Genomic DNA, 20,387 nt, shown 5'->3' with positions numbered 1-20,387 from the left:
ACCTCGGACGCGTCTTCTGAACGATCGCGGTCACGAATGGACCGCCCCAGTTCCCTTCTCCCCGTCAGCCGCTGCCCAGCCGCCGGAACTCGCCCCTGCCGACGTCACGTTGACACGGCCGGTTGCCGGGCGTTGACTGACAGCACGGTGCGGAGCCCTGCCATTGCGGTGACACACTCCACTGACCACGACAGCCGTGATCACCGGCGGGTGAAGCACCCTTCGGGCCTGTGCACGACGCGGCCCCGCCCAGGGCGACGACACCGACGCGGCCGGTACGACGTACAGGAAAGTGGCACATGATGATGTACGACCAGTCACGCGCCCAGCAGCCTCCGGACACACAGCCCGGTTCGGCCGGGCGTCGTACGCCGGGCCCCGAGCCACTGCTCCCGTCGGACGAACGGGCCAAGCTCGCCCAGCGCCTGCAACACGCCCTCAACACCTTCGCCGACAGCCCGCGTGAGGCGTTGGAAGAGGCCGAGACCGCGTTCGACGAGGTCACCGCCCAGCTCATGAGCACTCTCGCCGAACGGCGGCGTGTTCTGCACGCGACCTGGCAGGACCAGGAGCCCGATACACAGCCGGACGAACTCCGGCACGCACTGAGGCAGTACCGGGAGATCACACAGCGGCTGCTGCGCATGTAAAGACACTCACCACACCCCCAGGTCGACCGGACAGCCCGGTAGCCACCGTGGGTGAGGCCGCGGTGGAAGCCGGCGGTCACGCCCAGTCCTGGGTACGGGCGGCCGGCACCGTCAGGCGGTCTCGCCGTGGTGGGACCGGTCGGCGGGTGGTCTGCTGGTGTCGAGCCAGGAGCGGAGCGGTCCGGCGGCGTGCGAGGCGTCGATCGTGAGATGCAGTCGCACCCCCGTTCCCGATCGGCCCCCGGGATAACTCCGTTGCTCGTCCCCGGCGAACAGGAACCGGAGCGCGTCGGCGACACGTCGGGCCGCCTCGGGGTTCTCGGAGACGAGGCGGACCTCCACCCGGTCCTGCCCGTGGGGCTGGTCGGAAGACGCGGCGCAGTCCGATCGGTATGTGGCTTCGGATGTCATAGGGCGGAACCTGCCCCGGACCGGAGCGGCCCGTGTCTGCTGCGCGACGAGGACGAGGCCGGTCAGGTCACCGGCATACGACGTGCCCTCGGTGGTTCCCACCGTACTCCAGTCGCTCGCGCCGACCCTTACAGCACGGGTGGGAGTACGGTGGGGACTACCGAGGGCATTCCGCACACCGGCCGCCACGCCGGGTCGTTCTCGGTGAGCGAAGAACCCGGGCCGTGACCTCAGGGGATGGCCCGAAGACGGGTCCGCATCATGGCCGCGCCCTTCGAAGCAACCCTGCCGCGGCGTGAACCCGTCGCCGCCCCGCCCGCCCGCCTCGCGCTGAAGACCGACGGCACCCCCCAGGGGCTTCTGGACGGTGCCTGGTGGCCCCGCTCCCGGGACCTGCTGCGCGAACTGCCCTCTCTGATGGATGTGCTGGATCCCTTGTGGGGCCGCATCACCCGTATCGCCGTCAACCCCGAGCACTGGCTGTTCGTACCGCACCGGGTGCCCGTGGACGGCCATGTCGTGAAGGTCGGCTGGTTCACTCCGGAGATCGACCCGCACCAACTGCTGCTGCTCTCCTACGGCACCGGCCGCTGGGACCTGCTGGTCATCCCGCCCGAGACCGCCACGGCGTCGGCGGTCCGTCTGATGACGGCCGCGTCCGACGGCGACGGCTCGCCGCTGACCGCGAGCGCGCTCGTCGCCGCCGACCGGGCCCACCACGACGTCTCCGCGGCCGAACGGCCGCTCGGTCCTGACGAGGCGTGGGAATACGAGGGTGGCACCTCCCCGGACTCCCCTGCCGTCCCCGAGCGACCCAGTCGCCTCGTCATCGGAATGTGAGGCGCCCGCACCATGGACACCTATCTGACCGTCGTCGCGTTGCTGCTGCTCATCGCCATCGCTGCGTACATAATCCACCGGCTCAACACCCAGCACGCCGAAAGGATCGCCGTGCACCAGTACAGCAGCCTGCTGTCCAGTCGCCGACGCGGCCACGAAGCGGCTCGGCCTCCCGTGCCGCCGGACCAGTCCGATACGGCGAGGTCGGGCGCGCGACGTGACCACCGCGACGGAGGCCGTGGCCGCTTCCCGCCGCGCCGCCACCGGAACCACACCACCCGCAACGAGCGGTGACCCGTGCCGCCCCAAGGCCGCCGTACACACCGCCGGTTGGCCCCGATGCGCACAAGCTCGGACCGGATCTCCCGTGCGGAGACCTCCCGTCCTCAACCCACGGCTGCCAGGAACCGAGGTCCGCACCATGACTCTTCCACGACTGAACATCTACCGGCACGACCGGGGGAGTCGGGCGCTCATCACCCTGGCCGGTGAGATCGACCCGGCCACAGCCCCTCTGGTGCGCACCGTTCTCGAGCGGTGCCTGGACGACGGGATCACCACCATCGACGTCGACCTGACCACGGTCGGCCGCTGCGACAGCAACGGCCTGAACGTCTTCCTCGAGATGTCGGAGCACGCCACCACGGCGCACGCCTCACTGCGGTTGCACCACCCGTCCCCACCCACGGCGCGGCTCCTCACGGGCACCGGCTCCACTCCCCTGCTCCTCGACCATCGGGCGCCTCCGCTGCCGTCTTCTCTCCTTCACGACTTCCGCTCCACCGCTCCCCCGCCGAGCCCCCGCTGACCGGTGGTCAGCGCGACCTGCCGGGCTCGGCCCTCGTCAGTGGGTGTCGGTCGCCACGGCGGCCATCAGGTACTCGGCGTCCGCCGCGTCGACCTCCGGGGGCACGACCAACAGGTCCCATCGACCACGGGCCGGGCTGAGCAGGCAGACGGTGTGCCGGTCCCGCGAAACGGGCTCCCTGCGGAGTCGTACGACGTGGTTGGCGACGAGTATCCGTCCCGGCGACGCGGACCACATCTCCGCGTTCACGGTGACGCCGTTGATCTGCCCCCAGTCCCGGGGCAACGCACCGATCAGCAGGGGGAGTTCGACCAGCAGATTGCGTGAGCGGGGCCACCATGCCCCGTCGATGCGCCGCGGCACCGCGCTGTGCGGCGCCAACCGTAGACGGGCCACGGGCCCTGCGGGCGGGGGCTGAGGGACGGAGGCCATGAAGGCGTTCCTGTCTGGGGGCACGGCCTCATGGCCTGCCCCCGAGGCTGTCTGCGGCGGACGGCGGAAGGAAGGAACGACGGACAGCCCGGGTGAGGAAAGTGGTGAGGACGAATCAGGCGGCAGGCGGGGCCTCTTGGCCTCGGTTCCCCCACCGTACTCCGCCCGTTGGCCAACCGCGTCGTGCCGGATGGACCCGGACTCCTCGAAGACGCGGTTAGGGTGCCGGTGTGCCGTCGTACAGCATTGGCCAGGCCGCGCGCCTGCTGAGGGTGAGTCCGGAGACCGTGCGCCGTTGGGCGGACGGGGGCCGGCTTCCCATGGGTCGGGACGGTTCGGGGAACCGGGTGATCGACGGCGTCGGGCTGGCCCGGTTCGCGCGGGCGCGTGCGGTCGAGGACGAACGCGGCACCGTCGGCGGCGGCCCGCCCACATCGGTGCGCAACGCGTTCACGGGCATCGTCACGGCGCTGACGGTCGACGACGTCGTGGCGCAGGTGGAGATCCAGGCAGGGCCGCACCGGGTGGTGTCGCTCGTGACCCGGGAGGCGGTCGAAGAGCTGGACCTCTCGGTCGGTGTCACGGTCACCGCGCGGGTGAAGTCGACGAGCGTGCACGTGGATCGCTCGTAGCCGAAGGCGTACGGCACAGCAGAGCGGCCCGGAGATCGAGGCGGTCGTAGAGGCGGGACAGGTCGCGGCCGGTGAAGTGCTCGATGCGCTGGATCCGGTAGTGGACGGTGTTGACGTGCAGGTGCAGGACCTCGGCAGTGCGGGCCCATGAGCCGTCGTGGGCGAGGAAGGTCTCCAAGGTCTTCAGCAGTGCGGCGGCGGAGGCGTTGCGGGTGTCCAGCAGGGGGCCCAGGACGGTGCGGCTGTAGGCGGTGCGGACCTCGGCCGGTATGCCGGTCAGCAGGGTGTCCAGTCCGGTGAAGGACGAGGAGTCGACCACTGACGAGGAGTCGGGAGCGGTCGTGCGGGCCGAAGCCAGGGCGTAACGGGCCTCGGACAGCGCCCCGTTGAGGTCCTGCGGCCCGGCGGCGGGCGAGCCGATACCACCGTGCAGCGGGACGGACGGCTCGCAGCCGGCGACAAGCGGCCAGAACTCCGCACATCGGCCTGCGGCGTCCTCTGTCTCCGGTACGACCGCGAACGCCGTGCCGTCCGGCAGCCGCCCCACGGACGCGCGCCCCGGCCCCGCATGGGCGACCGCCTCCGTCAACGCCCCCTCCGCCAGTCCCGCCCGTTGCGATCCCGTCTCGGCGACGATCACCCGGTAGGGGCCCTCGGCCGGGAGCCCGCAGTTCCGCAGCGCTCCTTCCACGGCGGCGGCCTCGGCGCCGGGTGCGAGGAGCAGGGCGCCGAGTTCGTCCGCCTCCTGGTGTTCGGCAGCCCGGCGCCGGGCTCGTGACTCCTGGCAGCGGGCCAGGATCGCGGCGATCTCGTGCAGCATGCGCGGCGGGGTACCGCCGGGCTCGGGCAGATACAGGTGCCAGCGCTCGTACGGGGAGACGGCATCGGAGTCGACGGACACCGTGATCCCCGCGCCGTCGGCCAGCAGCGCGACGGCCTCCCGCGCCGGGACCGACTGCGCGCCCTCCGTGGCCGCGACGGTCCGACCGGCAGGTGTGAAGACGTACGCGGTCGCCCGGTCGACGTGGGCGAAGGCGGACGCGACGACCACGTCGGGGCCCGCGTCCTGGGCGACGAGTCGGCTCAGCCGGACGCGTACGTTCTCGGGCAGCGCGTGGAGGCGGTTCAGCTCGCCCCACTGCTGGAAGTACACGGTGTCGGTGATCGCGCGGAACATGATGTGGGCCGGGACCGCCGCCAGCGGGACGCCGTGCCGTGCGCACGCCTCGATGAGGTCGTCGGGCACCGATCCGTGGGTCTCCTCGCCCGCCAGCAGTACGGCGGCGCCCGCCGTCCGCAGCGCGGCCACGAACCGCTCCGCCTTGTCCCGCCCGCCCTCGGCCGTCCACCACACCAGGCCGCTGAGCACGACCTCGCCGGGTCGCACGAAACGGGCGGGGTCCTCCAGGTCGGTGGCGGTCACCCCGCTGATCTCCCGCGTCAGCTGTGGTTCCTCGGCCCACAGCAGGCGCAGGCCCAGGGACTCGTCCTTGAGGAGGTGGTCGACGTGCATGTGCTCTGGCTCCTTGTGCGGCAGTCGGGCACGAGGGCGCGCGCCCGGCATCTCACATTCACCAGGTGCATGCGAGTGATCGCATCGTAAGTGCAAGGTGAGACGAACGGTATGCCTCTTGGTTGATCCTCCAGGACACCCGCCGGAAAACTCGGCGTTTCCGTGTCGTGAACCAGTCGTCCGGAGCCCGGTCGCGTTGCTTCACTGGCGCTCATGGACCTGAACACCGTGGTGGAGATACGGGACGCACGGCATCCCGCACCCTGGCGGCCGGGTGACGCCTGGCTCGGCGGCGGGACGTACCTGTTCTCCGAGCCGCAGCCGCACCTGCGGCGGCTGGTGGACCTGAGCCGGACCGGTTGGACACCGGTGCGGCCGCACCCGGACGGCTCGCTGGAGATCGCCGCGACCTGCACGATCGCCCAGCTGTCCCGGTTCGCGAGGGAGTTTCGGGCCGAGGCGGCACCCCTGTTCGAGCAGTGCTGCCGCGCGTTCCTCGCCTCCTTCAAGATCTGGAACATGGCCACGGTCGGCGGGAACCTCTGCAACTCCCTCCCGGCCGGCCCGATGATCTCCCTCACCGCCGCCCTCGACGGAGAGTGCCTGCTGCACGCCCAGGACGGGGTACGCCGCCGGGTCCGCGTCGTGGACTTCGTGACCGGCGCGGGCCGCAAGGTCCTGACCGAGGGCGAACTTCTGCGGTCCATCACCCTGCCCGCCCGCGCCCTCGCCTGCCGTACGGCGTTCCGGCAGGCGTCCTTGTACGGGCTCGGCCGCTCCGGCGCACTGGTCATCGGCACCCTGGACCCGGTCGACCACTCCCTCGCGATCACGATCACCGCCTCGACCGTCCGCCCGGTCCGGCTGTGGTTCCCGCTGCCGCCGACGGCGGACGGACTGCGTGCGGCGATCGACGCGGCCGTCGCCGACGACGAGTGGTTCGACGACATCCATGGGCTTCCCGCATGGCGGCGGCACATGACGTTCCGGTACGCGGAGGACATCCGCCGCGAGCTGTCCCACGGTGAGGAGCCGCAGTGAGTTTCGGGATCGAGGTGAACGGCCGGCCGTTCACGCAGGAGCCACGCCCCGGCCAGTGCCTGAGGACCTATCTGCGTGAGCGTGGCTGGTTCGGCGTGAAGAAGGGCTGCGACGCGGGCGACTGCGGCGCGTGCACGGTCCACGTGGACGGCGAGCCCGTACACAGCTGCCTCTTCCCCGCCTTCCGGGCCGACGGCCGCGAGGTCACCACGGTCGAGGGCCTGGCCTCCGAGGACGGCGAACTCCACCCCGTACAGCGGAAGTTCCTGGACGCACAGGGCTTCCAGTGCGGCTTCTGCACCGCCGGGTTCCTGATGACGACCGCGGCGCTCGACGACGATCAACTGGCCGATCTCCCCCGAGCGTTCAAGGGCAATCTGTGCCGCTGCACCGGCTACCGGGCCATCGAGGACGCGGTACGAGGGGTGTGCCACGCCGAAGCTCCGTCGGCCGGCGAGGCCGTGGGCCGCAACCTTCCGGCCCCCGCCGGACCGCAGGTCGTCACGGGCACCGCCCGCTACACCTTCGACGTCGACATCCCGGGCATGCTCCACATGAAGCTGCTGCGCTCCCCGCACGCCCATGCCCGCATCCTCGCCATCGACACGTCCGCCGCCCTGCGCGTACCGGGCGTGCACGCGGTCCTCACCCACTACGACGCGCCGGAACGGCACTTCTCCACCGCCCGTCACGAGCACCCGGAGGAGGATCCGGACGACACCCGCGTCCTCGACGACACCGTCCGCTACATCGGCCAGCGCGTCGCGGCCGTCGTCGCGGACAGCGAGGCGGCGGCGGAGGAGGGCTGCCGCCTCGTCGAGGTGACGTACGACGTGCTGCCCGCGGTCGTCGACCCGGAGGAGGCGATGCGGCCGGGCGCACCGGTCGTGCACGACAAGGACGCGGCGACGGCTCGGATCTCCCGTCCCCAGGACAATGTCGTCGGTGAGGCGCACGGCGAGATCGGTGACGTCGAGGCGGGGTTCGCCGAGGCCGACGCCGTCTACGAGGACACCTACCGCACCCAGCGTGTCCAGCACGCGAGCCTGGAGACGCACGGAGCCGTCGCCTGGTTCGACGAGGACGGCCGGCTGAACGTACGCACCAGTTCGCAGACCCCGTTCCTGACGCGGCGCGCGCTGTGCGCGTTGTACGACCTGCCTCTGGAGCAGGTGCGGGTGGTCGCGGGCCGGGTCGGCGGCGGTTTCGGCGGCAAGCAGGAGATGCTCGTCGAGGACATCGTGGCCCTCGCGGTGCTGCGACTGCGCCGCCCGGTGAAGCTGGAGTACACGCGGGCCGAGCAGTTCTACGGGGCGACCACCCGGCACCCGTTCACGATCCGTGTGAAGGCGGGCGCCCGTCGCGACGGCACCCTGACCGCGCTGCAACTGCGGGTCGTCTCCAACACGGGCGCGTACGGCAATCACGGTCCCGCGGTGATGTTCCACAGCGTCGGCGAGTCGATGGCGGTCTATCGCGCCCCGCACAAGAAGGTCGACGCCTTCTCGGTCTACACCCACACCGTCCCGGCCGGCGCCTTCCGCGGCTACGGACTCGGGCAGGTCATGTTCGCGGTCGAGTCGGCCCTCGACGAACTCGCCCGCCGAGTGGGCCTGGACCCGCTGGAGTTCAAGGCGAAGAACATCATCGGCCCCGGGGAGCCGATGATCACCGCCGGCGGCAAGGAGGAGGACCTGCACATCGCCAGCTACGGTCTCGACCAGTGCATCGGCATCGTCCGCCGCGCCCAGGAAGAGCCCGTGTCCGAGCCCGTCCCGGACGGCTGGCTGGTCGGCGAGGGCACCGCGCTCGCGATGATCGCGACGGGTCCGCCGGGTGGCCACATCGCCGATGCCAGGGCCGCGCTGCTGCCCGACGGCACCTTCGACCTGGCCGTCGGCACGGCCGAGTTCGGCAATGGCACCACCACGGTGCACCGCCAGATCGCGGCCGGTGAACTCGCCACCACCGTCGAGCGCATCACCGTCCGCCAGTCCGACACGGACGTCGTCAAGCACGACACCGGCGCCTTCGCCTCCACCGGCGTGGTGGTCGCGGGCAAGGCCACCCTGCGTGCCTCCCGTGCCCTCGCGGACATGCTGCTGGACTTCGCCGCCGCCACCCTGCGCGTTCCGCGCGCGGACTGCCGGCTCGTGGAGGAGGCGGTGACGCATCCGGGAGGCCGCCTGTCCTTGAAGGAGCTGTACGAGGCGGCCAGGGCGGTCGGTGTCACCTGCGCCGCCGACGGGCACTTCGGCGGCACCCCGCGCTCGGTCGCCTTCAACGCGCAGTGGTTCCGCCTCGCCGTCGATCCCGGCACCGGCGAGATCCGCATCCTGCGCAGTGTGCACGCCGCCGACGCGGGCAAGGTGATGAATCCCATGCAGTGCCGCGGCCAGGTCGAGGGCGGTGTGGCCCAGGCGCTGGGCGCGACGCTCTTCGAGAACGTGCGCGTCGACGCCCGCGGCGAGGTCGAGACGGCCGCCTTCCGCCGCTACCGCCTGCCTCAGTACGCCGACATCCCGCGCACGGAGGTCCACTTCATGGAGACCGCCGACGCCATCGGTCCCCTCGGCGCCAAGTCGATGAGCGAGAGCCCCTTCAACCCGGTCGCCCCGGCCTTCGCCAACGCGCTGCGCGACGCGACGGGCCTCCGCTTCACCGAACTCCCGCTCACTCGCGACCGGGTGTGGCAGGCCCTCGACGCGGCGGGGGTGACCAGCCCTTGAGCCTGCGGACCGGGCCCCTACGGTCAGCCCAGTGCGGCGAGAACCTCGGCGCAGATGGCCAAGGCCGTCTCCGCCGGGGTGCGAGCGCCGATGTCCAGTCCGATCGGGCCGTGAATGCGGCGCAGTTGCTCCTCGGTGAGCCCCGCCCCGGTGAGGGCTTCGGCGCGGCGGGCCTGGGTACGGCGTGAGCCGAGCGCGCCGACGTAGGGAATGCCGGCCGTCAATGCGGCGTGCAGGGCGGGGATGTCGAGGTCGGGCTCGTGACTGAGCACGATCAGGCAGGCCGCGGCCGGACGGTCGGCCATCGGTTTGCGAGCATCCCCGGCGGCATACGCGACCGTGGCCTGCCAGCCCAGCACCTGCGCCTGGGTGGTGAGGAGTTCCGCGAGCTCGCCGCCGCCGACGATGACCAGGTGAGGGACGGCTGGGCAGGCCTCGATGAGGACGAGTCCGGCGGCGGCGCGGCGGGTCTCGCGTCCGGCGCGGTGGCGGGCGAGCAGTTGCCTGGCCTGCTCGGCGGCCTGAACGACGGCCGCCGGATCATCGCCCTGCGACTCCGGAGTGACGATCCCCGGAGTGACGACGTCGCTGACAGCCTGGGTCCGCTCCTCGTCGATCCGGGTGATCAGCGCGGCGTCGGCGCCCTCGCTCAGCAGGTCCCACCAGCGGGCGGGGACGGTGTGCAGCGACTGGAGCAGGATCTCGGCCTGTCCGCCGCAGGTCAGCCGTGCCTCTTTGACCTCGTCATCGTGTACGGCCACCTCGCACACCCGCGCGGTGTGCCCGGGCGGGAGGGCCGCGGCCTCTGCGGCCAAGTGGTCGTCGAACGCACCGCGGTACAAGGTGCCCTGGCGGTTCCCGTCCTCGTCGATGAGGAGCGCGTCGGCGGGGTGCCGGGGCCCGAAGCCCTGCTCGGTGATCGGCCGGGCCAGTACGGCCGGGCGCCCCTGAGCCGCCCACCGCCGTGCCGTGTCCGCCAGCTCACGCATGATCGCGGCCCTCCTCGTTCCTGGCTTCCGGCACCGGGAAACCACCGGGTCACCAGGAGACCACCTGGTCAGCGCGGCGCTGTCGCCGCCATTCTAGTGAGCCCTGCCTTGCCCTGCCCTGCCCCGACTCGACGAGAACGGACGGAACGAGCACGGGCGGAACGAGCACGACGCGCGTGGACCACGGAGTGCCCTTGCCTCGGCCCCCCTGGGCGGCGGGCACCTAGGCTGCACAGCGGACTGGCCGACCGGAGGAAGGAGAGCCCTCATGGGAAGCAACCACCCTGGTCTACGAGGCGGCACCCCCACCGCACCCCGCCACGTTCCCTGGAAGGAACAGCGTGCGCACTGGCAGGCAGCGTACGCCGAACACCCGCGCGGGCGGGACGGACATCGCCGAGTGCGACGGCGCGGTGGTGCGGCTGGTGTCGTGGGCCCCCGCCCAGGGTTTCGGCGTCGAACGCGCCGACGCGGGGCCCGACGCACACGCCGAAGTGAGGTTCGAGGGCACGTCAGGCAAGGTCGAGCTCCGCGTGCGCTGCGTGAACGGCCGACCCAGCGGGTCATGGAAGCAGGACGACTGATCGGACGACCGGAGCCGAGGCCGTCGAACTGACGGCCCACCACTTCGATGGTGCCGGTGTGCCTGGTGCCGTTGCGCGGGGCCCGCCCTGTCTAGCGGCCGGCGGCGCACAGCGCGTGGTCGATCAGAGTGCCGGTGGCCCGGTTGAGCGTAGGCAGGTCCGGCATCCCGGAGGTGGTGGTGACGGAGATGGTGACCGCGCGCCGCCCGTCCGAGCTGACCGCGGGGCGGGTGTAGGTGCCGAACCCGTCGCCCTCATGCATGTAGTAGTGGCCGCCGCAGGACAGTGGGATCTCGCGCAGGCCCAGGCCGTAGGTGCCCTCGGGCAGCTCCGCGACATCGTCCGGGTCGTCGGTGCGCTGTACGGTCTGCCGCATCTCCCGCCACTGCTCGGCCGGCAGCAGGCGGCCGTCGGCCAGCGAGCGGAAGAAGGTGTTGAGGTCCGCGGTGGTACTCACCACTCCGGAGTCGGCGGTGTGTAGGTAGCTGTTCGTGGTGACGTCGAGCCTGGTGCCGTCCGTGCCGGTCAGATAGGTGCTCACGTACGGCGTGGGCAGGAACGGGTCGAGACCGGGCACCGAGGTCTGGCGCAGGCCCAGTCCGGCGATGATGCGGTGCTCGACCAACTCCCTCCAACCGGTGCCGCTCGCCTTCTCGGCGATCATCCCGGCCAGCAGGTAGTTGGTGTTGGAGTATGCCCAGCGGGTGCGGCCGGCCCCCGGCACGAACAGCGGCTTGTGGGCCACGGCCGTCACCACCAGGTCGTGAGGAGAGGTGTCGTTGTAACGGTTCTCGTCGAAGTGCTCACGGAGCTTCTGCTGAATGTCCGGGTCGTCCATGTAGTCGAACAGCCCGCTGGTCTGGCGGAGCAGGTCGCGCACGGTGATCCGGGAGCCGTCGTTGCCGTTGCCGGAGACCACGCCGGGCAGCCAGTGCTCGACGGTGTCGTCCAGCGAGAGCTGCTTCTCGGCGGCGAGTTGCAGCACCACGGTGGCGACGAATGCCTTGGTGGTGGAGGCCGTCCGGAAGTGCGAGCCCCACGGCAGGGCGGCGTGGGAACCGGCCGACACGGTGCCGAGGCGGGCCTGTACCCGTCCTCCGGGCAGGCCGTCGACCCTGGCCAGCACGTTCACGTCCCCGCCACCCGCCTTGCGTACGGCGGCCACGTCGCGGCGGAGCTCGGCCTGGGTGTATCCAGCATGTGCGGCGCGGTGCCCGGAGGCCGCGGAGGCCGCCTCCGGCAGCAACACGGCGGCGCCCAGCGCGGCTGCCACGAGGGCGGCGGCTGACACCTTCTTCTTGCCGGCCTTGGTTGTTGTGTGCTTCGTACCGGCCTCAAGAGCATGCATGGTTCGAACCTCCGGTTCGGGCTGGTGGACCACCGTCTGCTGACGCCAACCAGCCAACCGGACCCCGGACCCGGGCCCCATGGCCCTACCACCCGGACCAAGGGTGGTGCCGGCCCCGCCCACGGTGGGGAAAACCCGAAGCCGGGCCCTCAGCCCCGTTGTCACATGCGTGCGTCCGGCGGTGTCTTCATGACGGACGGCCTAACAGGCACACATACAAGGAGAACAAAGTGACACTGCGCGTCCCGAAGGCCGAGCTCCCCGTCGAGCTCCGCGAAATCATGATCAAGCAACTCGGTACCGTGCCCGAGCCCGTCGAGGTGCTGTGGAACCACCCCGAACTCGCCGAGGCCAACCAGGAGTTCTCGGCCAAGGTGGCCACGTGGGACGCGGCCGACGCGAGCCTCAAGACATTCGCGCACATGGCCGTCGCGGCACAGGTCGGCTGCAGTTGGTGCCTCGACATCAACTACTTCCACGCGCTGAACCAGAACCTGGACCTGACCAAGGCGAGCCAGGTGCCGCGCTGGCGGCAGTCGGAGGTGTTCACGCCGCTGGAGCGGGACGTGATGGAGTACGCCGAGGCCATGACGAACACACCGACGACCGTCACCGACGAGTTGTCCGCGCGGCTGCTCGACCGGCTCGGCCCGGCCGCGATGGTCGAACTCACCGTGTTCATCGGCTTCGCCAACTTTGCCACCAGGTGCAACACGGCGCACGGGATCACGTCGCAGGGCTACTCCGACGCCTGCGAGATTCCGTTGGCCGCGCGTCCGCAGAACTTCGGCGTAGCGTCGACGGCATGACCGAGGACCCTTTTGTCGTCCATCGCCGCCTGCTGTTCACCGTCGCCTACGAGATGCTCGGCTCGTCGGCCGATGCCGAGGACGTGCTGCAGGAGTCCTGGCTCCGGTGGGCCGACGTCGACCGCACACAGGTGCGTGACCCGCGGGCCTACCTCGTACGAACCGTCACACGGCAGGCGCTCAACCGTCTGCGGACGTTGTCGCGCAGCCGCGAGGAGTACGTCGGCGAGTGGCTGCCGGAGCCGCTGCTGACCAGCCCCGACGTCGCCGAGGACATCGAGCTGGCGGAGAACGTCTCGATCGCGATGCTGACCGTGCTCGAAACGCTCGGGCCCACGGAACGCGCAGTGTTCGTGCTCCGCGAGGTCTTCGAGGTGCCGTACGGCGAGATCGCCGAGGCCGTCGGGAAGTCCGCGGCAGCGGTGCGGCAGATCGCGCGGCGGGCACGCGAGCACGTGGCGGCCCGGCGGCCGCGGGTGCCGGTGAGCCGGTCGGAGCAGCAGGCTGTGGTGGAGCGGTTCCTGGCCGCGCTGCGCACCGGCCAGTTGCAGGAACTCCTGGACGTCATGGCACCGGACGTGGTTCTGATCGCCGACGGCGGCGGGCTTGCGGGCGCCGCTACGGCTCCGATCCACGGGGCCGCACTCGTGGCGAAAATGCTCGCTCGCCCGGACCGGATGGTGTCAGCCGTGTGGCTCAACGGCGCGCCTGCGGGCCGGATCGAGATCGACGGCCGAGTGGCCGCGGTGAGCCTCGTGGTGGAAGACGGGAAGGTGACGCGGATCCACGCGATCGCGAACCCGCGGAAACTGACGCGGCTCGATGAACCGGCCGAACTCGCCAGATAGGCCCGCTCGCCGCTGCCTATGGCGTCGCGTGTGTTCCGGACATTTCGAACCGTCCGGGACACACACGACCGCACAGTGAGCGGACGTCGAGGCAGGTCGACGTGCGTCGACGCACGTCGAAACACATCCGGCGCGCTTGGTATGAGCTGGGTATGAGCTCGGTGTGACCGCGGGCGAGTCCGGCGCGTGCGCGACCGGGGCCGGTCGTGCGCGGCATAGAGTGCCACCGCAGATCTGACATGCCGTGGAGGTAGAACGCGATGGGGAATCCACCACAGCTCACCGTGGGACGACTCCTCACCTCATGGCAACTGGACGTGCCCGCGCTGCTGGTGGTCGTCGTCCTGGGCGCGATGTACGGCTGGGGCGTGCTGCGTCTGAAGCGCCGGGGCGAGCACTGGCCCCTCCCGCGCGTCGGCGCCTTCGCGCTGCTCGGCCTGGGCACCCTCGTCGTGGCCACGATGTCCGCGCTGGCCGTGTACGACCACGTGTTGTTCTGGCCGGCCGCCGTTCAGAACGTCCTCCTCGATCTGATCGCACCGCTCGGGCTGGCCCTGGGCGATCCGCTGCGGCTGGCCCTCCGTTCCCTGCCCGAGCGTGCCGCCGGGCGTGTGCAGCGGGCGCTGGCCGGACGGCTGGTGCGCCTGCTCACCTTCCCGCTGGTCAGCACGGCTCTGGTGCTCGCGACGGAGCTGACGGTGTACTTCACGCCGTACTTCGAGACCGCCCTGCGCGACGACTGGCTGCACGAGGTGATGTATCTGCACCTGCTGCTCGCCGGAAGCCTGTTCGTCATGCCGATGCTCACCCGCGAGGCGGCCCTGCCGAAGTGGTGTACCCATCCGGTACGGGCGGCGCTGGTCTTCCTCGACGGGATCATCGACGCCGTACCGGGCATCGTCGTGATGACCCACGGCACCCTCATCGCCGGGTCCTGGTATCTGCGTCACGCGCCGTCCTGGGCGCCGGATGTGCTCCAAGACCAGCAGCTGGGCGGTGGCGCGATGATCAGCATCGCCGAGTTGGTGGCGCTGCCCTTCCTCCTCGCGATCCTGGTGCAGTGGGCCCGTACCGAACGCGCCGAGACCGTCGTACTGGATCGCCGCCTGGAGGCGGAGTTGGTCCCGGCGACGCCCGCGCCGGGAGCGGCACGGACATCGGAGCTCGTACGTCCCTGGTGGGAGACCGAGAACAGCGAAGTCGCCCAGCGCATCCGGCACCAACGGCCGGGACGTTGACACACCCGGGCTGGTCGTCTCCCAGGAGCGCCTTGCGGCAGGATGGGGCCATGAGCGTAGTCAAGATCAACGTACTGACCGTCCCGGCCGAGCAGCGGGAGACGCTGGAGAAGCGCTTCGCCTCGCGTGCTCATGCCGTGGAGAACTCCGACGGATTCGAATGGTTCGAACTCCTGCGCCCCGTCGAAGGCACCGACAGCTACCTCGTGTACACGCGGTGGCGTGACGAGGAGTCCTTCCAGGCCTGGATGGAGGGCCCCATGAAGGCGGCCCACCAGGGCGGTGACGCGGCGAGCGGCGAGCGCCCCAAGCCGGCGGCCAGCGGGTCCACGCTGTGGTCCTTCGAGGTCGTGCAGCAGGCGGCGCCGACCAGCGCGTAACTGGACGCCGGGCAGGCCGTGGCCTGGCGTAGCCCCCACCGTCCGGCGAGTTCGGGGTTACGGGGTGAGAAGTTCACGGCGTGGGCACGCAGCGGCATCCGGCCGGTGCGTGCCCGCTGGGGGCGGGAACCGTACGTGGCCGTTGTCGCCCCGGAGGCCCGCGCCCCGCGGTGAGGAGCCCCTCTGCCGCCCGCCCCTTGCGGCGGCCGCTCCGCGTGTCAGATGCCGCCGGCTCCGTCGGTGTGGGTTCGTTCGTAATGGCGGGCGACCCGTGCGCGGTTGCCGCAGATGTTGCTGGTACACCACTTGCGCCGCTTGTTCTCGGCGAGGAAGAGCATCGAGCAGGCCGGATTGGCACAGCGGCGCAGGAGCCCGAGCCGCTCGTTGTCGGCGAGGAGCCCGATGACCTCCGCGGCGATGGCGGCCAACGCGGCGTTCCCGCCGTGTTCGGTGTGCCAGCGTTCCTCCCCCCTGATGCCGTCGACCGTCACGACCAGACGAGGACTCACGGGAGCCACTGCCGCGGCGGCGTTGATGTCGTCCAGCGACGTGGGCCGGGCGGTGCGGCCCTCGAGGTGACTGTCCAGGACGTCGCGAACCGCCGCACGCAGCCGGCGCACGGCCGCGGCGTCGGGTGCAGGCCCGGGTGGCAGGCTTCCGGACTGCAGTGCCCACCAGGCAGCCGAGGCCTCCGGGGTCCCGATGAGGTCCGCGGCCGGTTCGGTCACCGTCATCAGCGTGTCGGCCAGGTCCAGTGCGACGAGCGGTTCACCACCCATGGGGAAACCCGCAGCCTGAAGCTCATCTATATCGACTCGAATGCGCACAGCTGCATGCTACCCATTAGCACGCCACCTTGCGGGAGCAATCTAATGGTTCTACGCTCGATGTATCCATTAGCCTCGGAAGGGAACCGGCCATGGGACTGTCATGGCAGCAAGGACCGCTCTCCTCCACAGCGCTCGGAAGGTTCCTCACCCCTGAGCCGCTGCCGGAGCGGCTGCTCTTCGCGGAGCAGCTCCGCCGCCGGATGAGGGTGAGGTTCGGCGGGGAATGGATCGCGGACAGCGAGGACGTCGTACTGCTGCACGAGCCGGGGCGCTACCCCGTCGCGTACTTCCCGCTCTCGTCGCTTCGTTCCGGCGTTCTCGAGGCGAGCGGGCGCACCACCCAGCACCGCGAGCTCGGCGAGACGTCCTGGTTCACCGTGGACGTCGGCGACCGTCGCACCGAGCGAGCGGCATGGCAGTTCACGGGGCTCCCCTCGTACGCCGACGAGCTGGAGGGGCGTGTCGCCTTCGCCTGGAGGGCCATGGACGCCTTCTACGAGGAGGACGAGCGGATCCTCGGGCACGCGGCGGACGCCTATCACCGCATCGACATCCGCGACACCTCCCGCACCCTTGAGGTGCGCTCGGGGGACACGGTGATCGCGCGGACCACCCGTCCGGTGGTGCTCTACGAGTCAGGGTTCGCTCCGCGGTGGTACGTACCGCGCGAGGACATCCAGGAGAAGGAACTGACGCCGGTGGAGGGTCGGACGTTCTGCCCCTACAAGGGGCTGGCCGACTACTACGACATCGGCGAGGCCAAGAAGGCGGCGTGGTCGTACCGCGAGGCCTACCCCGAGGTCGGGCGCGTCGACGACCTGGTCTCGTTCGAGCCCGACAGGGTCGAGGTCTACCTCGACGGTGAGCGACTGCACCTCGAACCGGGGCAGCAGGTGGTGCCTCACGGGGTCGACCGCAGCCTGGGGACCGATGAGGTCCTCCCCCACTGAAACGGAGGCGGCTGAAACGGAGGCGGCCGCGGACGGCGGGGTACAACCGGGAGGCGCTCGAAGCCGCCCACCACGGGACCCGAGCTTCGCCCCACGGCGGGGGTCGCCCCCGCACCGTGAGGCGTGATGTGCCGACGGGACGGACAGGCTCATTCCTCGCGTTCGTACTCCGCCCGGGCACGTTCGGCGTCGAGATCTTCCTGTGCGGCACGGTAGATGTCACCGGCCAGCTTGCGGGCGGCCTGAGGATCGGAAGTCGAGGAGACGGTCCGGATCCGGTCAGCCCATTTGTCCATGTCTTGCGGGGTTTCAGGATTCTTGCTCACACTACTTTTGTACCTTTTTATAGGCTTCTTCGCCTCCCGCGCCGGAGGAAAACGTGCACATGCCCCATGAAGCCGGGATCCGATCGGCCGGATCACTGAGCAGCATGCCGAGGCGACCGACTTCGCCGTGCGGTGGTGCCGCACCGGAAGGACGAGATGGCGACTCTGCTCTCAGTCAACGTGGGACGGCCGAAGGACGTGCGCTGGCGCGGCAGGACGGTACACACGGGAGCGTGGAAGCATCCCGTCGACGGCCCCCGGATGGTGCGCCACCTCAATATCGACGGCGACGGCCAGGGTGACCTTCAGGGCCACGGCGGGGAGCAGCGGGCGGTCCTCGTCTACCAGACGCAGTCCTACACGTACTGGCGCAAGGTTCTCGAGCGCGACGATCTGGAGTTCGGCCAGTTCGGGGAGAACTTCACCGTCGACGGGCTGGCGGACGACGAGGTGTGCATCGGTGACCGCTACCGCATCGGCGAAGCCGAGTTCGAGGTCACCCAGCCACGCGTGACCTGTTACCGCGTCGGCATGCGCCTGAACGAACCGCGCATGGCCTCCCTGCTCGTCGCCCACCACCGCCCCGGCTTCTACCTCCGCGTCATCACCGAGGGCCGGGTCCGGGCCGGAGACCGGATCACCCGGACCCGTACCGGCCGGGGTTCCCTCACCGTCGCCGACACCGACTCCCTGCTCTACCTTCCGGACCCCGACCCGGCCAAACTCCGTGCCGCCCTGACCATCGAGGCGCTCAGCCCCGGATGGCAGCAGTCCTTCCAGGAGATGAGCCACCGACTCGACCAGCCGCCCGCCCCCGCACCCACCGCGCCGGGCTGGAAGGGCTTCAAACAACTGCGCGTGACCCAGGTCGTACCCGAGACCCCCACGGTGTCCTCGTTCCTCCTGCGACCCACCGACTCACAGGCGCTGCCCCCGGCCGCGCCCGGCCACTACCTGACCGTGCGGATCCCCGAAGAGGGTCGGCCCGCCCTGGTGCGTTCCTATTCGCTGTCCTCCGCCCCCGGTGCCGCCGAGTACCGGATCAGCGTCAAACGCGAAGACCGTGGCGAGGTCAGCACCTACCTCCACACCCATCTGCACACGGGCGACGTCATCGAAGCGGCAGCCCCTCGCGGGACGTTCGTGCTGGCCGATGACCACACGCCTGTGGCGCTGTTCTCGGCGGGCATCGGCGTCACGCCTGTTCTGGCGATGCTGCACCAACTGGCCCTCGAGCACAGTTCCCGAGCCGTGTGGTGGGTGCACACCGCGCGCGATCCGGGACAGCAACCCTTCGCGGAAGAGGCCCGGCAACTCCTGGACCGCCTGCCGCACGCCCGCGCCTTCATCTACTACACCGCCCCGGATCTCGAGATCGCCGGGGGGCCGGGCATCACGCACGGACGCATGACCAGCGACGGGATCCGGGAGCTCGGCATCCCTGCGGATGCGCACGCCTATCTGTGCGGCCCCGAGGGTTTCATGTCGACGGTGACATCCGCGCTCCAGCGGGCGGGGCTGCGCAGTTCGAACATCCACACCGAAGTCTTCGGGGCGCTCGCGGCCATCAACCCCGGCATCGTCCACATGGGTTCCGGACCTCCTCACCAGCCGCCCGGCCCCCGGGGCACAGGGCCCTCCGTGACCTTCGCCCGCAGCGGCCTGTCCACCGGCTGGTCGGAACGGTACGCGACGCTGCTGGAGCTGGCGGAGGCATGCGAGATCCCCACGCGCTGGTCCTGCCGTACAGGGGTGTGCCATACCTGCGCCACACCCCTGCTCACCGGTCAGGTCGAGTACACGACGCAGCCCCTGGAGGATCCCGCCTCGGGTGAAGTGCTGCCGTGTTGCAGCATCCCCACCTCTGACGTCCTGCTGGATCTGTGAGTCCCCCGGCGGGGGCTCCAGGAGTTCGGGGCTTCCGGCTCAGCGAATCTAACCATCAAAGACGACTTGACAGGTTAGACCCTCCATGCTGGACTGCGGCTAACCGTTCAAAGCAACCTTGGAGGTTGACATGAGCAGCGTCGTGCACCACCGCACCGCCACCGTCAACGGCATGGACGTCTTCTACCGAGAGGCCGGGGACCCGCGGTCACCGGCGCTCGTGCTGCTGCACGGCTTCCCGACGAGCTCGCACATGTTCCGGAACCTCATCCCGGCACTCGCCGACACCTATCGCGTCATCGCGCCCGACATGATCGGATTCGGGCAGTCGGCCATGCCGACGGTCGACGAGTTCGACTACACCTTCGACACTCTGACCGACGTGACCGCCGGTCTGCTGGAGCAGCTCGGCGTCGACCGGTTCGCCGTCTACGCGCAGGACTACGGAGCACCCATCGCCTGGCGGCTCGCCACGCGGTCTCCGCAGCGCATCACCGCGATCATCACGCAGAACGGCAACGGCTACACCGACGGATTCGTCAAGGCCTTCTGGGACGGGCTGTTCGCCTACGCCGAGAACCCGACGCCCGAGAACGAAGCCCCCCTCCGCGGGGCCCTGACCCTCGAACTGACCCGATGGCAATACCTGAACGGGGTCACGGATCCGAGCCTCGTCAGCCCGGACAGCTGGACCCTCGACCAGGCGCTGCTCGACCGCCCCGGCAACGACGCCATCCAGCTCGCACTGTTCCGGAACTATCCGACCAACGTCGCCCTCTACCCCCAGTTGCAGCAGTACTTCCGCGACAGCCAGGTGCCGCTGCTGGCCGTTTGGGGGGCCAACGACGAAATCTTCGGCCCGGACGGAGCCCGCGCCTTCCAACGCGACCTGCCCGACGCCGAGATCCATCTCCTCGAGTCCGGGCACTTCGCTCTGGAGAGCCACCTGGAGGAAATCGCCGGGTACATCCGCGACTTCCTCGCCCGCGTCACCTCCTGAGACGCACAGCTCGCATGCCCCGCCATCGGTAACACCCCCTCGCCCTACGGCATGTTGCGGAGGCCGACGTACGGATCACGGAGCCGGAGGCCACCGGGTCGAGGTGGCGGCGGAGCGCTGCCCTCACGGGGCAGCGATTTAG

The 20,387-nt window shown here is 70.3% G+C and carries 22 protein-coding genes; 15 read left to right on the top strand and 7 right to left on the bottom strand.

Annotated features, from left to right (window positions below; all coding sequences use genetic code 11):
* Positions 1-302: 302 nt before the first annotated feature.
* Positions 303-650: a hypothetical protein gene (locus tag AQJ27_RS42220; protein ID WP_067381496.1), complete on the top strand. Its 348-nt coding sequence runs from the start codon at positions 303-305 to the stop codon at positions 648-650.
* A 111-nt stretch (positions 651-761) separates the two neighbouring features.
* Here AQJ27_RS42220 and AQJ27_RS42215 read toward each other — a convergent pair whose 3' ends face one another.
* Positions 762-1,061, bottom strand: coding sequence for a hypothetical protein (locus AQJ27_RS42215; protein ID WP_235613805.1), 300 nt, complete (start codon positions 1,059-1,061; stop codon positions 762-764).
* A 261-nt stretch (positions 1,062-1,322) separates the two neighbouring features.
* Between AQJ27_RS42215 and AQJ27_RS42210 the strand changes: the two genes are divergently transcribed.
* The 3 genes from AQJ27_RS42210 to AQJ27_RS42200 all read left to right on the top strand — a co-directional run bounded on the left by AQJ27_RS42210 (position 1,323) and on the right by AQJ27_RS42200 (position 2,709).
* Complete coding sequence (locus AQJ27_RS42210) at positions 1,323-1,901, top strand: DUF5994 family protein (RefSeq protein WP_067381425.1); 579 nt, start codon at positions 1,323-1,325, stop codon at positions 1,899-1,901.
* A gap of 12 nt (positions 1,902-1,913) precedes the next feature.
* Positions 1,914-2,195, top strand: a complete 282-nt coding sequence (locus tag AQJ27_RS42205; protein ID WP_067381422.1) for a hypothetical protein — start codon at positions 1,914-1,916, stop codon at positions 2,193-2,195.
* A gap of 127 nt (positions 2,196-2,322) precedes the next feature.
* Positions 2,323-2,709 carry an STAS domain-containing protein gene (locus AQJ27_RS42200; protein WP_079065666.1) on the top strand — a complete coding sequence of 129 codons (387 nt, stop codon included), beginning with the start codon at positions 2,323-2,325 and terminating at the stop codon, positions 2,707-2,709.
* A 36-nt stretch (positions 2,710-2,745) separates the two neighbouring features.
* On the opposite strand, the gene AQJ27_RS42195 is transcribed toward AQJ27_RS42200, so the two are convergent.
* Positions 2,746-3,141 carry a DUF5994 family protein gene (locus tag AQJ27_RS42195; protein ID WP_067381420.1) on the bottom strand — a complete coding sequence of 132 codons (396 nt, stop codon included), beginning with the start codon at positions 3,139-3,141 and terminating at the stop codon, positions 2,746-2,748.
* A gap of 230 nt (positions 3,142-3,371) precedes the next feature.
* Between AQJ27_RS42195 and AQJ27_RS42190 the strand changes: the two genes are divergently transcribed.
* Positions 3,372-3,773 carry a TOBE domain-containing protein gene (locus tag AQJ27_RS42190; protein ID WP_067381417.1) on the top strand — a complete coding sequence of 134 codons (402 nt, stop codon included), beginning with the start codon at positions 3,372-3,374 and terminating at the stop codon, positions 3,771-3,773.
* Here the strand turns inward: AQJ27_RS42190 and AQJ27_RS42185 are convergent.
* Positions 3,727-5,286, bottom strand: a complete 1,560-nt coding sequence (locus tag AQJ27_RS42185; protein WP_067381414.1) for a PucR family transcriptional regulator — start codon at positions 5,284-5,286, stop codon at positions 3,727-3,729. The genes AQJ27_RS42190 and AQJ27_RS42185 overlap by 47 nt on opposite strands.
* 213 nt (positions 5,287-5,499) lie before the next feature.
* Between AQJ27_RS42185 and AQJ27_RS42180 the strand changes: the two genes are divergently transcribed.
* Both AQJ27_RS42180 and AQJ27_RS42175 read left to right on the top strand, forming a co-directional pair.
* Complete coding sequence (locus tag AQJ27_RS42180) at positions 5,500-6,327, top strand: FAD binding domain-containing protein (RefSeq protein ID WP_067381411.1); 828 nt, start codon at positions 5,500-5,502, stop codon at positions 6,325-6,327.
* The gene (locus tag AQJ27_RS42175) at positions 6,324-9,056 is read left to right on the top strand and encodes a molybdopterin-dependent oxidoreductase (protein ID WP_067381408.1); all 2,733 of its coding nucleotides are present in this window, start codon (positions 6,324-6,326) and stop codon (positions 9,054-9,056) included. Before AQJ27_RS42180 ends, AQJ27_RS42175 begins: the two co-directional genes overlap by 4 nt.
* A 23-nt stretch (positions 9,057-9,079) precedes the next feature.
* Here the strand turns inward: AQJ27_RS42175 and AQJ27_RS42170 are convergent, their stop codons facing one another.
* On the bottom strand, positions 9,080-10,045 hold the full coding sequence (locus AQJ27_RS42170) for an XdhC family protein (protein ID WP_067381405.1): 966 nt from the start codon (positions 10,043-10,045) through the stop codon (positions 9,080-9,082).
* A gap of 341 nt (positions 10,046-10,386) precedes the next feature.
* Here AQJ27_RS42170 and AQJ27_RS42165 point away from each other — a divergent pair, with 341 nt between their 5' ends.
* Positions 10,387-10,629: a hypothetical protein gene (locus AQJ27_RS42165; protein ID WP_067381403.1), complete on the top strand. Its 243-nt coding sequence runs from the start codon at positions 10,387-10,389 to the stop codon at positions 10,627-10,629.
* Between the two features lie 91 nt (positions 10,630-10,720).
* On the opposite strand, the gene AQJ27_RS42160 is transcribed toward AQJ27_RS42165, so the two are convergent.
* Positions 10,721-11,977 carry a serine hydrolase domain-containing protein gene (locus AQJ27_RS42160; protein ID WP_067381400.1) on the bottom strand — a complete coding sequence of 419 codons (1,257 nt, stop codon included), beginning with the start codon at positions 11,975-11,977 and terminating at the stop codon, positions 10,721-10,723.
* 230 nt (positions 11,978-12,207) lie between these two features.
* On the opposite strand from AQJ27_RS42160, the gene AQJ27_RS42155 reads away from it, so the two are divergent.
* The 4 genes from AQJ27_RS42155 (at position 12,208) to AQJ27_RS42140 (ending at position 15,252) form a co-directional block, all read left to right on the top strand.
* Positions 12,208-12,786, top strand: a complete 579-nt coding sequence (locus AQJ27_RS42155) for a carboxymuconolactone decarboxylase family protein (RefSeq protein ID WP_067381397.1) — start codon at positions 12,208-12,210, stop codon at positions 12,784-12,786.
* Complete coding sequence (gene sigJ / locus AQJ27_RS42150; RefSeq protein ID WP_067381393.1) at positions 12,783-13,634, top strand: RNA polymerase sigma factor SigJ; 852 nt, start codon at positions 12,783-12,785, stop codon at positions 13,632-13,634. Before AQJ27_RS42155 ends, sigJ begins: the two co-directional genes overlap by 4 nt.
* Before the next feature lie 260 nt (positions 13,635-13,894).
* Positions 13,895-14,872: a cytochrome c oxidase assembly protein gene (locus AQJ27_RS42145; RefSeq protein WP_067381390.1), complete on the top strand. Its 978-nt coding sequence runs from the start codon at positions 13,895-13,897 to the stop codon at positions 14,870-14,872.
* A 50-nt stretch (positions 14,873-14,922) separates the two neighbouring features.
* Positions 14,923-15,252, top strand: a complete 330-nt coding sequence (locus AQJ27_RS42140) for an antibiotic biosynthesis monooxygenase family protein (RefSeq protein WP_067381387.1) — start codon at positions 14,923-14,925, stop codon at positions 15,250-15,252.
* A 218-nt stretch (positions 15,253-15,470) separates the two neighbouring features.
* On the opposite strand, the gene AQJ27_RS42135 is transcribed toward AQJ27_RS42140, so the two are convergent.
* Positions 15,471-16,031, bottom strand: a complete 561-nt coding sequence (locus AQJ27_RS42135) for a CGNR zinc finger domain-containing protein (protein WP_067381383.1) — start codon at positions 16,029-16,031, stop codon at positions 15,471-15,473.
* A 140-nt stretch (positions 16,032-16,171) separates the two neighbouring features.
* Between AQJ27_RS42135 and AQJ27_RS42130 the strand changes: the two genes are divergently transcribed.
* Positions 16,172-17,032 carry a DUF427 domain-containing protein gene (locus tag AQJ27_RS42130; RefSeq protein ID WP_067381380.1) on the top strand — a complete coding sequence of 287 codons (861 nt, stop codon included), beginning with the start codon at positions 16,172-16,174 and terminating at the stop codon, positions 17,030-17,032.
* 149 nt (positions 17,033-17,181) lie between these two features.
* Here the strand turns inward: AQJ27_RS42130 and AQJ27_RS56825 are convergent, their stop codons facing one another.
* On the bottom strand, positions 17,182-17,358 hold the full coding sequence (locus AQJ27_RS56825) for a hypothetical protein (RefSeq protein ID WP_159064543.1): 177 nt from the start codon (positions 17,356-17,358) through the stop codon (positions 17,182-17,184).
* A gap of 156 nt (positions 17,359-17,514) precedes the next feature.
* Here AQJ27_RS56825 and AQJ27_RS42125 point away from each other — a divergent pair, with 156 nt between their 5' ends.
* Both AQJ27_RS42125 and AQJ27_RS42120 read left to right on the top strand, forming a co-directional pair.
* The gene (locus AQJ27_RS42125) at positions 17,515-19,245 is read left to right on the top strand and encodes an MOSC and FAD-binding oxidoreductase domain-containing protein (protein ID WP_067381489.1); all 1,731 of its coding nucleotides are present in this window, start codon (positions 17,515-17,517) and stop codon (positions 19,243-19,245) included.
* Between the two features lie 130 nt (positions 19,246-19,375).
* The gene (locus AQJ27_RS42120) at positions 19,376-20,245 is read left to right on the top strand and encodes an alpha/beta fold hydrolase (protein WP_067381377.1); all 870 of its coding nucleotides are present in this window, start codon (positions 19,376-19,378) and stop codon (positions 20,243-20,245) included.
* Positions 20,246-20,387 lie beyond the last annotated feature (142 nt).

The organism is Streptomyces olivochromogenes (assembly GCF_001514115.1).
GTDB classification, from domain to species: Bacteria; Actinomycetota; Actinomycetes; order Streptomycetales; family Streptomycetaceae; genus Streptomyces; species Streptomyces olivochromogenes.
Note: the sequence above shows the minus strand (reverse complement) of the source record. Positions and strands in the feature narration are given on the sequence as shown.

Excerpts from the sequence above, each read along its gene's own strand:
- AQJ27_RS42220 (WP_067381496.1), top strand. The coding sequence starts at position 303 with ATGATGTACGACCAGTCACGCGCCCAGCAGCCTCCGGACACACAGCCC.
- AQJ27_RS42215 (WP_235613805.1), bottom strand. The coding sequence starts at position 1,061 with ATGACATCCGAAGCCACATACCGATCGGACTGCGCCGCGTCTTCCGAC.
- AQJ27_RS42210 (WP_067381425.1), top strand. The coding sequence starts at position 1,323 with ATGGCCGCGCCCTTCGAAGCAACCCTGCCGCGGCGTGAACCCGTCGCC.
- AQJ27_RS42205 (WP_067381422.1), top strand. The coding sequence starts at position 1,914 with ATGGACACCTATCTGACCGTCGTCGCGTTGCTGCTGCTCATCGCCATC.
- AQJ27_RS42200 (WP_079065666.1), top strand. The coding sequence starts at position 2,323 with ATGACTCTTCCACGACTGAACATCTACCGGCACGACCGGGGGAGTCGG.
- AQJ27_RS42195 (WP_067381420.1), bottom strand. The coding sequence starts at position 3,141 with ATGGCCTCCGTCCCTCAGCCCCCGCCCGCAGGGCCCGTGGCCCGTCTA.
- AQJ27_RS42185 (WP_067381414.1), bottom strand. The coding sequence starts at position 5,286 with ATGCACGTCGACCACCTCCTCAAGGACGAGTCCCTGGGCCTGCGCCTG.
- AQJ27_RS42180 (WP_067381411.1), top strand. The coding sequence starts at position 5,500 with ATGGACCTGAACACCGTGGTGGAGATACGGGACGCACGGCATCCCGCA.
- AQJ27_RS42170 (WP_067381405.1), bottom strand. The coding sequence starts at position 10,045 with ATGCGTGAGCTGGCGGACACGGCACGGCGGTGGGCGGCTCAGGGGCGC.
- AQJ27_RS42160 (WP_067381400.1), bottom strand. The coding sequence starts at position 11,977 with ATGCATGCTCTTGAGGCCGGTACGAAGCACACAACAACCAAGGCCGGC.
- sigJ (WP_067381393.1), top strand. The coding sequence starts at position 12,783 with ATGACCGAGGACCCTTTTGTCGTCCATCGCCGCCTGCTGTTCACCGTC.
- AQJ27_RS42145 (WP_067381390.1), top strand. The coding sequence starts at position 13,895 with ATGGGGAATCCACCACAGCTCACCGTGGGACGACTCCTCACCTCATGG.
- AQJ27_RS42140 (WP_067381387.1), top strand. The coding sequence starts at position 14,923 with ATGAGCGTAGTCAAGATCAACGTACTGACCGTCCCGGCCGAGCAGCGG.
- AQJ27_RS42135 (WP_067381383.1), bottom strand. The coding sequence starts at position 16,031 with ATGGGTGGTGAACCGCTCGTCGCACTGGACCTGGCCGACACGCTGATG.
- AQJ27_RS42130 (WP_067381380.1), top strand. The coding sequence starts at position 16,172 with ATGGGACTGTCATGGCAGCAAGGACCGCTCTCCTCCACAGCGCTCGGA.
- AQJ27_RS42125 (WP_067381489.1), top strand. The coding sequence starts at position 17,515 with ATGGCGACTCTGCTCTCAGTCAACGTGGGACGGCCGAAGGACGTGCGC.
- AQJ27_RS42120 (WP_067381377.1), top strand. The coding sequence starts at position 19,376 with ATGAGCAGCGTCGTGCACCACCGCACCGCCACCGTCAACGGCATGGAC.